This window comes from Bacillus sp. AF62 (assembly GCF_050312695.1).
Lineage (GTDB): Bacteria > Bacillota > Bacilli > Bacillales > Bacillaceae_G > Bacillus_A > Bacillus_A cereus.
Window position 1 is genome coordinate 1 of sequence record NZ_JBNPJZ010000090.1, and the last position, 14601, is coordinate 14601.

Genomic DNA, 14601 nt, shown 5'->3' on the forward strand with positions numbered 1-14601 from the left:
TATCATTCTTCCAGGAAAACGGGTTTCTTTATGCATTCATTTTTGGATATTTATGAGTTTTGCAACACCCTCAATATATCAACGATTTTTCAATTATATCTATCATAACTTATAATATATTAACGATTCGACAAAGAATATCGATTTACCGACAAAAAACGTCACTTCCTTTCTTATATAAGAAAAGGCTGTCCCAAATGGCACAGCCTTTTTCTCTATTCCTGAACCGTCACAATAACTCCATCCATATTATTCCCCGAAATTTCATACTGCTTGTTTGCTGGAACGTTCACTTTCATATTCTCAGAAACTTTATAATAAGAAACAGTATATTTCTTACCTTCTACTTCAGTTGAAACCTCTTTTTCCTCTTTTAAAAACTCTAAATATTCCTCTAGTGTAAAATTCTTTTTTTGCATAATTGCGCTATGAGGTAGGCCGACATAACGGATATGCCATGGCTCATATTGAATTCCAGTAATGTTACTTTTATTTTTCGGATAACGTAATACAAAGCCATGCTTCCATACGTTCTCTTCAATCCATTTTCCTTCAGGCGCTTTCTCCATTTTCTTTTGAGTAGACCCAATGTCCAGTGATAATCCTAAATTATGTTCACTGTATCCTGCTGGAAGTGCATAATCAGATCCCATTTTTTCATATAGCTGTTTTTGCTCTTGGAAATCTCTATAACCACTACTAATCAAAAAATGGTTAACACTTTCTTTTCCAGCCGCATCGACAACGTTCAAAAACTTTTTCACAACATCCTTTGATAAACGAAGATTTCTATCAAATATTACATAACCTCTTACTAATTCACTATTATGATTTACATTTATAATATCAGACCTAATACTATCTTTTTTTACTGGATAATCCCTGTTAACTAATAATAAATCGCCCTTATAAATTTGTTCCTTCGTAATCTCTTTCCCCTCGGTGTTTGCCGCCTTTACTAGCTCATCTTTCCCGACAATTTTAACATCGATTTCCTTTTGAAATAACGGTGATATATAAACGCCTACACATACTGTGCATGCTATAAAAAAAGAAATAAATACCCACTTTTTCATTTCTAGTTCCTCCTTAACGTAACTTACGTATAGAATAGAAAAAACTATTAAAATAAAAAGTGGGGTAAAGTTTAAATTTTTATTAAATTGTTACATTCTCGTCTTTTGGCAATCGTACTTCAAATAGCGTTCTAACTACATTGCTCTCAGCAGAAATCGTACCGTTATGTTGCTCGACAATATTTTTCGCAATAAATAGTCCAAGGCCTGTCCCGCCACGGTTCTCTGTTCTCGCTTTATCACCTGTATAAAACATATCAAAAAGATAAGGTAAATCTTCTTCTGGAATGCTATCTCCGTAATTCATAATTTGTACGACAACTTCTCCATTATCAACATACCCATTCATATCAACAAATTGCCCATCATACCCGTAACGAACGGCATTTGTTAACAAGTTTTCAAATACTCTAGCTAACAATTTCCCATCACCGTGCATCGGTAAATGAGGATCCACATTCAATCTAGCTTCTAAATGATGTTTTTCTAATAACGGATACAATTCCTCCTCTAACTGTATGAGCAACTCACTTATATCAATCGGCTTTTTATCCAGTTTTAGCATGCCATAATTCATACGTGTAATTTCAAATAGCTCATCAATTAAACTTTCCAGTCTTTGCGATTTTGTATATGCAATTGTGGAGAAATGTTTAATTTGTTCTTTTGTTAAATTTTCATCTTTAAGAATTAAATCTAAATATCCTAACACGGATGTTAACGGTGTTCTTAAATCATGAGCTAAATTCACAACGAGCTGATCTTTACTACTTTCAGCAAAATCTCCTCTTTCAACAGCTTCTTTTAACTTTTCACTTGCAACATTTATTTCACGCGCGATATTTCCAAACTCATCATTTGATGAAACTTGAACTTTATTCGTAAAGTTACCGTTCGCAAGATGATGAATCCCATTAGAAATTTCATCAAAGTATTTTAAATACGGTTTTGTCAAAAAGAAGAAAAAGATAATAGATAACGGAATAAAGAAAATTAAAAAGAAGTTAATGTCTCCAAATTCCCTTACCATTGACCTAAATTGTGCTAAAGGCTCTTCGTAGCGAACCATCGTTTTATAATACAACTGCAATCCTTTATAAATTATATAAGTTACAGTTGCTGCAAGCACCATACTTAACGCAAATAAGGCAATCATTTTAAATCGAAAACTTTTCATCATATTAGCCATTGAAAGTATAACCTACTCCCCACACTGTTTTTATTAATTTATCCTTTCTTTTATCTTCTCCAAGTTTCTTCCGCAAAGTACGAATATGTACCATTACTGTATTTCCACCTTCATAATAATCATCCGCCCATACGTGCTGAAAAATATTTTCCACATTGTATACTTTCTTCGGATGACTCGCTAATAAATATAAAATATCGAACTCTTTCGGCGTTAATTCAATTTGCTCACCATACACATCAACCGTCCTGCGCTCAGGATTAATTACGACTCCGCCTATTTCTAAAGCAGATTTACTCTCCGCTACTTTCGGTTGATTTAACGTAAAAAACCTACGCAGTTGTGCATTTACACGTGCAACTAATTCTATCGGTGTGAAAGGCTTCGTCATATAATCATCCGCACCTAGTACAAGACCTGTCACCTTATCAAAGTCCGAAGTTTTCGCGCTTAAAAAAATAATTGGCATATGATGTTTCGCGCGAATTTGACGCGTCACCTCATAACCATCCATTTTCGGCATCATAATATCTAAAACTACCAAGTCGATTGGCTGCGTTTCAATAATATGAACCGCCTCTTCCCCATCCGCTGCTTTCACAACATGGTACCCTTCTTTTTCTAAATGTATCTCAATTAAGTCAGCAATTTCCGCCTCATCATCAACGATTAAAATTGAAATGCGTTTCATTTTACTCCCCCTTTTTCATTCCATTTTTATACGCTCGATTGTAAACTAGTCTATCCAATTTGTACAATACAAAAAGGCTACTCGTTAAAGTAACCTTTGTAAATAAAATTATATCAGCGATTATTGAAATATATCGACTTACCGACAATGAACGACAAAATCCTCTCGCTACTTGCGGGCAGCCTAAGGAAACTCCCCTTTACCGCTCAAAAACAATTCGCTGCTTCGTGATTTCCGCCAGCCTTCCGCGATCTACTTCATACTCAGCATCAACGCTTTGCGGCACCCTCACTTTCCCGCCCTCAAGCGTCACTTCCGGTGAAATAATATCCCTCTGCCAATGTCTACTAGAAGCGGATATATCACCAGGAATCGTAAAGTTCGGCAGTGAAGCAAGAGCAACATTTTGCGCTCGTGAAACCCCCATTTCTACCATACCGCCGCACCAAACGGGTATGTTATGCTCCATGCAATAATTATGAATTTGAACCGACTCTGTTAATCCGCCCACTCGCCCTGGCTTAATGTTAACGATGCGGCAACTACCAAGCGTAATCGCAACACGTGCGTCTTCTAAACCATGAATACTTTCATCTAAACAAATCGGCGTTTCAATTTTCTTTTGCAACTCCGCGTGATCAAGAAAATCGTAATCCGCTAACGGTTGTTCAATCATCATTAATTGGAATTCATCTAGTCGTTTCAGCCTCTCTGTATCCGCTAATGTATATGCTGAATTTGCATCAGCCATTAGCGGGATATGCGGAAACTCTTTTCGAATTTCTTTTAATAACTCATAATCATGCTCTGGCTTTATTTTCACTTTAAAACGCTCGTATCCTTCTTCCGCGTACTTCTCGATTTGTTTTAACATAACCGGAATCGTATTAATCCCAATTACAACGCCGACTTCAATTTCATGACTAGTTCCGCCAAGTACTGTCGCTAGCGATTTCTTTTGACGCTTCGCATATAAATCCCAAACAGCCCCCTCTATTCCGGCTTTTGCCATTCGGTTTCTTTTTATATGTTGAAATAGACCCGGTACCTCATTCGGATGAGAAATTTCAGCCTTTAATAAATCAGGTATTAAAAAGTCTTGCAGTACATGCAGCGCTGTCTTCACCGTTTCTTCCGTATACCACGGTTCAGAGAATGCAACGACTTCCCCAAATCCGATGTACCCGTCCGTATCCTCTAATTCAATAACGATACTCTCACGCTTTTCGTAAGTCCCATAGCTTGCAGCAAACGGGATTACGAGTGGCATTTCCGTTATATACAGTGTCGCTTTTTTTATTTCCACCTACATCTCCTCCACTAATTGTCTTAACTCTCGTCTTAACAATTTTTTCGAAGCGTTACGTGGTAATTCCTCTAAGAAACATGCTTTCTTCGGCACTTTATATTTCGCTAACTTCTCCTCGCAAAAATGAAGAATTTCTTCTTCTGTTACCGCCCCGCTTTTCACAACAAAAGCAGCTGGTACTTGTCCCCATTTATCGTCAGCCATGCCGACAACACCAGCTTCCGCTACTGCCGGATGAGAAAGCAACACTTCTTCAATTTGAGCTGGATATATATTCTCTCCGCCAGAAATAATTAAATCACTGCGACGATCTAATACGTATAAAAACCCTTCTTCGTCTAAATAACCGAGGTCGCCAGTATGAAGCCATCCGTTTTGAATAGTCTCTCGCGTCGCATCTTCACGGTTAAAGTAACCGCCTGTTACGTTCGGTCCTTTTACTACAATCTCACCTTCCGCAAATGGTGGCACTACTACGCCATCTTTTTCAATACGAAGTTGGCACTGAAATAGTGGTTTTCCAGCTGATCCTACTTTCGTTAACATGTAATCTGTGGATAACGTACAAATTTGCGAAGATGTTTCTGTCATACCGTACGTTTGATATACAGGAATCCCTTTTTCTACACATGCTTCTAATAGTGGTTTTGGCGCTGGTCCTCCGCCAAGTAACATGCATCGTAAAGAAGATGGATATGTCTCTGCCCCAAGTCGCTCTAATAAATCAGTTAACATTTTAGAAACGACAGAAATAATTGTTACTCCTCTTTTTTGAAGTGCTTTATGAATAAAATCAGCATCATATTTCGGAACAAGTAAAATACGCATGCCGTACATAATGTTTTTCATTAAAAGAGATAGCCCGCCAACATGGAACATCGGCATGCAGGCTAACCAACAATCATCATCACGAAGTCCTAAATTAAGCGACGAACCGACTGCGCTTGCCCAATGATTGCCGTACGTTAAAATAACGCCTTTCGGTTTGCCTGTCGTCCCAGACGTATAAATAATTGTCATCGCTTCTTCTAAAGAAAACTCTTCTTGTATAGAGGCTTCCTCTTTTGGTCCATTCATCACTTCGGCGAATGAATAAACAGGAACATCTTTAGCATCAAAATCTTGATCCGTTACTAAACAAACAACTTCAGCATCATCCATTTGCCAAAGTAGCTCTTCTCTTGAAAGACGCGTATTTAAAAGCACAGCTACTGCACCTACATAAGATAGGGCGTGAATAACTGTAATCATCTCCATACCATTTTTCATCAGAACAGCCACCTTTTGCCCTCGCTCCACTCCAACATACGTGAGGTGTTCACAAACAGATACTACTTTTTCATGTAGCTCCATAAAAGTAACTTTCTCTTCCTCTATTTCAATTGCAGTGCGATCTGGTGTTAAAAATGCACGTTGCATTAACCAATTTGGCATCGTCTCCATCATTCATTCTCCTTTCATGAAAGAAAGAGACTTGATATGATATCAAGTCTCTTAGTTGTTTTGTTTCCGGCTTGACCTTATCCAGCTACAGTGGCTAGAACAGTCGGTCGTTTCACGCCTTCCTACGAGGCAAAACAGTCGGCTCCGCTTTCATCACGGGAAACGAGGGAATTGACCGAAGTCCGGACTGCGTTTTTCTTTGAATGCGTCGCGACCTTCTTTTGCTTCGTCAGTTGTGTAGTACAATAACGTTGCATCTCCAGCTAGTTGTTGAATACCAGCTAGACCGTCTGTGTCTGCGTTGAATGCAGCTTTTAGGAAACGAAGTGCCATTGGGCTGTTTGCTAAAATTTCTTGTGCCCATTGTACTGTTTCTGCTTCAAGCTCTTCTAATGGTACTACTGTATTTACTAAGCCCATATCAAGCGCTTCTTGTGCGTTGTATTGACGGCATAGGTACCAAATTTCGCGAGCTTTCTTGTGGCCTACCATACGAGCTAAGTAACCAGCTCCGTATCCACCGTCAAAGCTTCCTACTTTAGGACCTGTTTGTCCGAATACAGCGTTGTCTGCAGCGATTGTTAAGTCACATACGATATGAAGTACGTGTCCACCGCCGATTGCATAACCTGCTACCATTGCGATAACTGGTTTAGGAATTGCGCGAATTAGACGTTGTAAGTCTAATACGTTTAAACGAGGGATTTGGTCGTCACCTACATATCCACCATGACCGCGAACTTTTTGGTCGCCGCCAGAACAGAATGCACGTCCACCTTCACCTGTTAAAATGATAACGCCAACATTTGCATCATCACGCGCTTGTGCAAAAGCATCGATTAACTCCATTACCGTTTTTGGACGGAATGCGTTATGTACTTCAGGACGGTTAATCGAAATCTTTGCGATACCATTGTATGTTGAATAAATAATATCTTCGTAATTGCCTTCTTTTACCCATTCAATAGCCATTACAACTACCTCCTTGTATATTTCTGATTTCACCTATAAGTGTGGCTTCCTTCTTGCTGAAAAAAGTATCACTGCATAGTTTTTAGAAATCCCTTTACTATTGTATCAAACTTTTCCGGTTGTTCCACATGAATTGCATGGCCAGCACCATCAATTTTGACAATTTTCGCATCAGAAACGTATTTTTCGATGTTTTTTAATATGCGAAAGAACTTTTCATCATATTCTCCGTTCATTAAAAGAACAGGTATTTTTAAGTTTTTCAGCTCATCCCACCATGAAGGCTGAGCCCCAGTTCCCATGCCGCGCAAGCTATTTGCGAGCCCTTTTGGGTTGTTAGCAAGCCTCTCTTTTTGTACCGCTTCTTGTACGTTTTTTGCTAAACGTTTTTGCGTTTCAAAAAGTGGAATATCTTCCCATGTGGATACAAAACTTTCTATGCCTTCTCGCTCAATTTTATCGGCAAGTCGATCATCTTTTTCACGACGTTCTTTTCTATCTGTTTCGTTTTCGAGCCCAGCTGTACAGTTTTCTAATAAAAGAGAGTGTACATAATCTGGATATAGACATGCCATCGTAATCGCCAATCTACCGCCCATTGAATAGCCAAGTATATGTACTTTTTCAATATGAAGGTAATCTAATAGTTCTTTCATTTGCAATGCCACATTTCGGATGTCATAATGCGTCACATCTTCAGGGCTTTCCGTTTTTCCGTGCCCAACAATATCTACTAAAATGACTTGAAACTGCTCGCTCCAAGAAGGAACGAAGGAACGCCACGTTTCCATGCTTCCCGTAAAACCATGAAGAAGTAGAAGTGGTTCCCCGCTTCCAACTACTTCATATTCATACGATACACCTTGCAGTGTTACGTTCATTTTGATTCACCTTGCAACGATGTAGTAATTACGTCCTGTGTTTTTGCCCATAACGTACGGTGCAATGCTAAGTTTTCATCACGGTTCGTACAAATTTCCACAACGTGTAAACCTTTTGTCGTTGCTCCCTTTTGTACTTCTTCACGGAATTGCTCCCAACCATTTACACGGCTAAATGAACCACCGTACATTTTGACAACGTGCTCATAATCAAGTCCAATTGGTGTTCCAAATAATGATTCAAAATGTTCCTTTTTCTCATATTGTGGTAAGAATGAGAAAATACCCCCGCCATCATTATTTACAACGACAATTGTTATGTTTAATTCATGTAATTTCGCTGCTAATAGCCCATTTAAATCGTGATAAAATGATAAATCACCAATCACTAATACAAGTGGATCGCAAATAATGCTCGCTCCTAAAGCTGTCGAAATGATTCCATCAATACCATTTACGCCACGGTTTGCCATCACATGGATGTTTTTATCCGATGTGAAGAAAAATGAGTCTGTATCACGAATTGGCATACTATTGCTCGCAAATAACGTTGTGTCTTCTGGTAATACGCGCACAATATCTGTAATAACCTTTCCTTCAAATGCAGTTTCATATGTTTCCATTTCACGAAGCGTTTCCTTCGTTTTTTCGTTTATATGTTGCCACATTACGAACCAATCATTCTTCTTCATAACTGGCATTTTTTCTATTACTGCCTTGCAGAATTCAATGTCACTTGCTTGCACAACTTCTGTCGCAACAAGAGCTGGATCTCTCCATTGTCCTGATTCATCGACAACGATATGAACTGCTTTCGTTTGTTTTTTTATGAACTGCGTTAATGATTTAGAAATAGGCATACCACCAAAGCGAATTAACACGTCCGGTTTCCATTTTTCTTTTAACTGCTCATTTCGTAAAAATGTATCATAACAGTCAATTACCATCGTTTTATCGTGGTGTCCGCTACGAATATTAGAAAGTGGGTCTGCTAATATAGGATAGCCAGTTTTTTCAGCTAGTTGCGTTGCAAACATTGCAATTTCTGAATGACTATCATCTCCACAAATAATAAGCCCCTTTTCCATATGTGAAAGGCGCCCTACAAGAGAATCTACATATTCACTCGGCATCGTCACGTTTCCTTGCTGAACTACTCCTGTATATTCACTACGTCCTTTATCCCATAAGCTTCCTAGTGAGAAATCAGGGATAAGTGGCTCGCGAACTGGAAAATTAAGATGAACAGGACCCTGCGGCGCTAAACAAGCATTTGCTACTATGCGCTGCGTCGTCATACGAGCGTAATGATACATCGCTTCACTCGCTTCTGGCAGTGCCATCTCTGTAAATTGTTTCACAAAAGTACCGTATAAATTAAATTGATTCATTGCTTGTGGTGCACCCACATCTCTTAATTCATGCGGTCTATCCGCTGTTAAGACGATAAGCGGGACCCTTGAATGAAAAGCTTCACATACAGCTGGATAGTAATTAGCTGCTGCTGTTCCTGACGTACATAATAATGCTACTGGGCGTTTTTTCGCTTTCGCAATACCGAGCGCGAAAAATCCAGCTGATCTTTCATCTACATGTAAATATGTGTTCATTCCTTCGTGTTGTTCCATTAGTAAAGCAATCGGCGTTGACCGTGAGCCTGGACTAATGACAACATCACATACATCTAGACGCGTCAGTTCATCCACGAACGCGCCTAAATAATATGATAATGCTTCTATATGATTGTTCATTTCATTAATTCCTCCAAAGCACCAAGCATCGGTCTAAACTTCAAACTTGTTTCTTCATATTCAAGCTGCGGGATTGAATCAATTACAATACCACAACCGGCAAATAAGGATGCTTTCTCGCCGTTTAATAATCCGCAGCGCAGCGCAACCGCAAATTCACCATTTCCTTCATCATCTATCCAGCCAATCGGTGCACCATACAACCCTCTGTCTAACAATTCAACATCACGGATCAGTTTCATCGCTTCCAAACGAGGTGTCCCGCCAAGAGCTGGTGTTGGATGTAATTCTTCTACCATTGTTAAAAGACTCGCATCGCCTTTTGCTTCTACAGGCGTATATAAGTGAATTAAGTTTTTCGTTGTTAATAAACCTGGGCTTTCCGGAATATTAACGTATTCGCAATGTTCATTTAGTACCGAGCGGATCATGTTAACAACATAACCATGTTCAGCTAAATTCTTTTCATCATGAAGAAGCGCATTACTATTTCGTTCACTTTCTTCTATAGAATGACCATGACCGATTGAACCAGCAAGACACATCGATGTAAATTTCTCATCTTCTTTGCGAATTAATCTCTCAGGCGTCGCTCCTAAGAAGCATGCTCCTTTATAATCAAAAGAAAATACGTAACAATCCGGTTGACCAATGCGAAGTGCTTCTAAAACAAGAGCAGAATCAATCGAATGGTTCATCTCTACTTTTAGTTCCCTCGCCAATACAACCTTCTGCACGTTACCCTGCTTCATCTCATCTTGTACTTTTTCAATTGCTTTCATCCAGCCTTTCGGATCCACTTCTAGTTTAGAAATAACAGTTAATTTCGATCCGTTTAGCGCACATTTACTCTCCTCAAAAATTTTCTCTTCTAAAGAAATCATTTCATTATAAAGAGTTTCTGCACAATCTGTTGCTGCAACAAATGTATTCATCGTTAACCATGCTTTTTCATTTTTTACAGTTAATAAAAATGCTGGTAGTGAAAATGTCGTATCTTTAAATTCTTTCCATAGGTCCGTTTTCTCTTTTTCTGGATCAAATGAAAAACCACCAAATAAAAGCGGACCCGTTCCAAATTCATATTCATCTCTTTGGACAAATGCATTCTCTTTTACTTTCTCCCACTCATCACGAGCGGTTTGAAAGCGCTTATGAGAAGAATTTGCTATAGTGAAAACAGAGCCAATTCCTGCAAATATTACATGCTGAGCCGGGTCTGCAAAATAACATCTATTTTCGTATGAAATCCTTTTTCCTGCTGCATAGAACAGAAGCGGATCCACCCAGTCTATTTGTTTTACAAAACTAACCAATGTTTTTTCGTTAGTTGCACGCTTGATAGCTGCAATAAGAACTTCTTGCAAGCCTTTTTGTTTCGTTTGAATCACAATTGTCTCCCCCCTATGGGCGAAAAATAGTCATAATTACGCTTGATTTTAAGATACACCTCAAACGAAAGGCCTGTCAACGTTTAGCATTTCTGAGAAATTCACCTTCTCTTCCTAGAAAATAAACGTTGACACTAAATGATGCTTTTTCTACACTTAGTTGTGTACAATATGTGACCAAAGGAGGATTCAACATGGAAATGAACGTCAAAACGAATTCCTCTCCTACGGCGCCAAAGCCAAGTAAGCAAACAGGCTGGCGCATCTGGTGGAGTTTACTACGTCCCCATACATTAACAGCCGCTTTCGTACCTGTTTTCATCGGAACAGCATATTCGATGCAGGTCGGAGGTATAAATCAAATACATCTTCCTCTTTTCCTTATGATGCTTCTTGCTTGTCTTCTCATTCAAGCAGCAACAAACATGTTTAATGAATACTTTGATTATAAAAGAGGACTCGATCACGAAGGTTCAGTTGGTATCGGCGGCGCTATCGTTCGCGATGGCATTCAGCCAAAAACAGTGCTTAACTTAGCATTTGGATTTTTCGGCATCGCAATACTATTAGGTGTTTATATTTGTATGAATTCTAGCTGGTGGCTTGCTGCAATCGGTCTTGTTTGTATGGCCGTTGCTTACCTTTATACAGGTGGCCCACTTCCAATTGCATATACACCATTTGGAGAGTTGACAGCCGGATTATTTATGGGTGTCATTATTATTGGGATTTCATTCTTTATTCAAACTGGCATTGTAACATCAGAAGTCATTTTACTATCTATTCCAAGCTCCATTTTAATTGGCGCCATTTTACTAGCTAATAATATTCGCGACTTGGATGGCGATAAAGAAAACGGTCGTAAAACGTTAGCAATTCTCGTTGGACGTGAAAGAGCTGTTGGTGTACTTGCTTCGATGTTCATCGTTTCCTACATTTGGACAATTGCTTTAATTATCGTGGGCATCGTATCACCATGGATGCTTATCGTATTTTTAAGTGCGCCGAAAGCATTTAAAGCGACGAAAGGCTTTATCGGCAAAAGCATTCCAATGGAAATGGTACCTGCGATGATTGCAACAGCAAAAACAAATACAATCTTCGGTTTCCTAATGGGAATCGGATTATTACTTGGATACTTTCTATAAAAGGAGCTGCTTATGCGGCTCCTTTTTCATATCTGAAATTCATCTCATAATTCCTACTCTCAACGCTCATACTATGTAAAGAAACTGAATTGTAGGAAGGTGGACGACTATGTTAACTCCACAACAAGTAGGTCAATTTAAATCCATTTTAGAAAAACAAAAACAAGAACTGGAACAAACGATACAAACTCATGAAAATACAGATCGTGCTTCTGAACGCGATTCAGTAGGAGAACTGTCTAGCTATGACAACCATCCAGGTGATATGGCTACAGAGCTATATGAACGGGAAAAAGACTTCGGGCTTATTGAACTTTGGCATAAACAGCTTGAGGAGACGAAACATGCCCTACAAAAAATAGAAGCGGGTACGTACGGCATTTGTGAAGTGTCTGGCGAAGAAATTCCATTTGAAAGATTGGAAGCAATGCCGACTGCTACAACATGCATACAGCACGCGACAAATAAGTTAAATATGAATACACGGCCAGTTGAAGAAGAAGTGTTGTCTCCTTCTTTCCACAAGCATGATGAGGACCATTCTGTTGAGTACGATGCGGAAGATGCGTGGCAAGATGTCGCAAATTACGGAACATCTGAAACGCCGTCTGATTTAGAAAGACAAGATTCAAAAAACTATAATGGCATGTATGTAAATAGTGAAGAAAACGTAGGCTACGTGGAGGATTTTGAAAACTTTATCGGTACGGATATGTACGGGAAAAACCCACAAGTTTTCGCTACAGAAGAGCATGAAGAATATGAACAAATGCTTGATGATTTTGAAGAACGTACCTTCAAAGGTGAATTATCTTCAAATGAATCTAGTTCCAAAGAATAAAAAAAAGCATTCCGAAAATCGGAATGCTTTTTATCGCTAGCTAATTAGTTTTTTGTAACGTTAGCTGCTTGTGGTCCGCGGTTTCCTTCAACGATTTCGAAAGAAACTTCTTGACCTTCTTCTAAAGTTTTGAAGCCGTCGCCTTGGATAGCTGAGAAATGTACGAATACGTCTTCTCCGCCTTCAACTTCGATGAAGCCAAAACCTTTTTCGCCGTTAAACCATTTAACTTTACCTGTTTGCATGTCATGTACCTCCTAAATAAAAATGAAACTATGAATCCACATGAAAAGGTGGATATAAAGGACATGAATGTATAACAAGCTTACAGCCTTTAATACAACGTGCTTTATTTCCGTACCACATTATGTAGCTCAATAGTGCTTTCACTATATCATGCTATATCGAAAACGTCAAATGAGAACACTTTCATTCCATCATTTTTTATAATCCTAGTATAACCTTAAATTTTCATTCTATTTTTATTCAAAAATTAACAAAAATACAGTACTCTAATTCTTTTAACTTCTGTACAATATAATTACTACATATTTATGAGGTGAAAAAATGCAAGCACATGAAATCGAGTATAAGTTATATGGCGATGATATGCAGTTTGTTGAAATTGAATTAGATCCAAAAGAAAGCGTTATCGCAGAAGCTGGCGCAATGATGATGATGGAAGATTACATTGAAATGGAAACAATCTTTGGTGACGGTTCTGGCCCATCTAACGGTTTATTCGGCAAATTAATGGGCGCTGGTAAACGTCTCGTTACAGGCGAAAGTATGTTTATGACTGTATTTACAAATACAGGTCACGGCAAACGCCACGTCTCATTTGCTGCTCCTTATCCTGGTAAAATTATTCCTGTAGATTTAACAGAATATCAAGGAAAAGTAGTTTGTCAAAAAGATGCCTTTCTTTGTGCCGCAAAAGGTGTTTCTATCGGAATTGAATTTACGAAAAAAATAGGAACTGGTTTCTTCGGTGGTGAAGGGTTTATCATGCAGAAACTTGAAGGTGACGGCCTTGCTTTCATGCACGCAGGTGGAACTGTATATAAACGTGAATTAAAACCTGGTGAGAAACTTCGCATTGATACAGGTTGTCTCGTTGCCATGACAAAAGATATTAACTATGATATCGAGTTCGTTGGAAAAGTAAAAACAGCTCTATTTGGCGGTGAGGGTTTATTCTTCGCAACATTAGAAGGTCCTGGAACAGTTTGGATTCAGTCCTTAACACTTAGCCGATTAGCAGCACGCCTTACAAGCCCAGCAGCGCAAAGTACTGGTGAAGGTAGTGTATTAGGTGGCCTTGGTCGTTTATTGGATGGGAAAGAGTAAAAAGGGCCCTTATGCAGGCTTGTCCATCGACTAATATAATACTAAAATTAAACACCCTTGCTTGCAGTAATGCAGTGAAAGGGTGTTTTAATTTACGTCTACAAACGAGAAAAAGCAGATGAAATAAAGTAATAAGGTTTACTTCAGTAAAATAAGGTATATTATATTTGTTGAATAGATTCTCTTTCAAGACAAGAAAAGTAGGTGAACAAAGTGGGAAAATATCAATTGGATTCCAAAAGTCAGGTAGCTGTGGCAAAGTTTCATGAAAAACAGAAGCCTGCCAAATTTGATAAAAAGCAGCAACTTGAACAATTACGTGCGGAGTATTTGAAAAAAAAGCAAAAACAAACAGATAAATAATATGTTTCGTTTCCCGAAATTTTCGGTATATAGTGCGAACAAACACAAGTAAATAGGTAATCATCGTTCAAATATATACAGGCTATTTTTTCAAACCTCTTACAAGCCCAGCATTATAAAGTACTGGTGAAAGTAGTATATTAGGTGGCCTTGTTCACCTTTTAGATGGAAAAGAGTAAAAAATGCCTCCAATGCA

At 38.6% G+C, this 14601-nt stretch carries 14 protein-coding genes; 4 read left to right on the forward strand and 10 right to left on the reverse strand.

All coding sequences use genetic code 11. The features are described 5' to 3' along the window. Positions 1-215 precede the first annotated feature (215 nt). The 9 genes from ACQRBL_RS24300 to ACQRBL_RS24340 form a co-directional block, all read right to left on the reverse strand. Positions 216-1076: a D-Ala-D-Ala carboxypeptidase VanY gene (locus ACQRBL_RS24300; RefSeq protein WP_000759399.1), complete on the reverse strand. Its 861-nt coding sequence runs from the start codon at positions 1074-1076 to the stop codon at positions 216-218. A gap of 82 nt (positions 1077-1158) precedes the next feature. Next, entirely contained in the window at positions 1159-2265 is a 1107-nt protein-coding gene (locus tag ACQRBL_RS24305) for a sensor histidine kinase (RefSeq protein WP_000002602.1), read from the reverse strand. After that, entirely contained in the window at positions 2258-2956 is a 699-nt protein-coding gene (locus ACQRBL_RS24310; protein WP_097983880.1) for a response regulator transcription factor, read from the reverse strand. The genes ACQRBL_RS24305 and ACQRBL_RS24310 overlap by 8 nt, the downstream gene beginning before the upstream one ends. Positions 2957-3155: 199 nt before the next feature. Then, on the reverse strand, positions 3156-4262 hold the full coding sequence (menC, locus tag ACQRBL_RS24315; protein WP_063548905.1) for an o-succinylbenzoate synthase: 1107 nt from the start codon (positions 4260-4262) through the stop codon (positions 3156-3158). Then, positions 4263-5708: an o-succinylbenzoate--CoA ligase gene (locus ACQRBL_RS24320; RefSeq protein WP_411996551.1), complete on the reverse strand. Its 1446-nt coding sequence runs from the start codon at positions 5706-5708 to the stop codon at positions 4263-4265. A gap of 153 nt (positions 5709-5861) precedes the next feature. Continuing rightward, positions 5862-6680, reverse strand: coding sequence for a 1,4-dihydroxy-2-naphthoyl-CoA synthase (gene menB, locus ACQRBL_RS24325; protein ID WP_000963881.1), 819 nt, complete (start codon positions 6678-6680; stop codon positions 5862-5864). A 68-nt stretch (positions 6681-6748) separates the two neighbouring features. Next, entirely contained in the window at positions 6749-7561 is an 813-nt protein-coding gene (gene menH / locus ACQRBL_RS24330; protein ID WP_411996550.1) for a 2-succinyl-6-hydroxy-2,4-cyclohexadiene-1-carboxylate synthase, read from the reverse strand. Beyond that, complete coding sequence (menD, locus tag ACQRBL_RS24335) at positions 7558-9312, reverse strand: 2-succinyl-5-enolpyruvyl-6-hydroxy-3-cyclohexene-1-carboxylic-acid synthase (protein ID WP_411996549.1); 1755 nt, start codon at positions 9310-9312, stop codon at positions 7558-7560. The genes menH and menD overlap by 4 nt, the downstream gene beginning before the upstream one ends. Further along, positions 9309-10703: an isochorismate synthase gene (locus ACQRBL_RS24340; RefSeq protein WP_411996548.1), complete on the reverse strand. Its 1395-nt coding sequence runs from the start codon at positions 10701-10703 to the stop codon at positions 9309-9311. The genes menD and ACQRBL_RS24340 overlap by 4 nt, the downstream gene beginning before the upstream one ends. A gap of 194 nt (positions 10704-10897) precedes the next feature. Between ACQRBL_RS24340 and ACQRBL_RS24345 the strand changes: the two genes are divergently transcribed. Continuing rightward, a complete protein-coding gene (locus ACQRBL_RS24345) occupies positions 10898-11851 on the forward strand; it encodes a 1,4-dihydroxy-2-naphthoate polyprenyltransferase (RefSeq protein ID WP_097987645.1) in 954 nt (317 codons plus the stop codon). A 109-nt stretch (positions 11852-11960) separates the two neighbouring features. After that, positions 11961-12692 (forward strand): yteA family sporulation protein, encoded by a 732-nt coding sequence (locus tag ACQRBL_RS24350; protein WP_000957398.1) that lies wholly within the window; start codon positions 11961-11963, stop codon positions 12690-12692. 44 nt (positions 12693-12736) lie between these two features. Here ACQRBL_RS24350 and cspD read toward each other — a convergent pair whose 3' ends face one another. Next, positions 12737-12937: a cold-shock protein CspD gene (gene cspD / locus ACQRBL_RS24355; RefSeq protein WP_001193052.1), complete on the reverse strand. Its 201-nt coding sequence runs from the start codon at positions 12935-12937 to the stop codon at positions 12737-12739. A gap of 322 nt (positions 12938-13259) precedes the next feature. On the opposite strand from cspD, the gene ACQRBL_RS24360 reads away from it, so the two are divergent. Together ACQRBL_RS24360 and ACQRBL_RS24365 are read left to right on the forward strand one after the other, a co-directional pair. Next, a complete protein-coding gene (locus ACQRBL_RS24360; protein ID WP_001147841.1) occupies positions 13260-14042 on the forward strand; it encodes a TIGR00266 family protein in 783 nt (260 codons plus the stop codon). 213 nt (positions 14043-14255) lie between these two features. Further along, positions 14256-14405 (forward strand): hypothetical protein, encoded by a 150-nt coding sequence (locus ACQRBL_RS24365; protein WP_000521642.1) that lies wholly within the window; start codon positions 14256-14258, stop codon positions 14403-14405. Positions 14406-14601 lie beyond the last annotated feature (196 nt).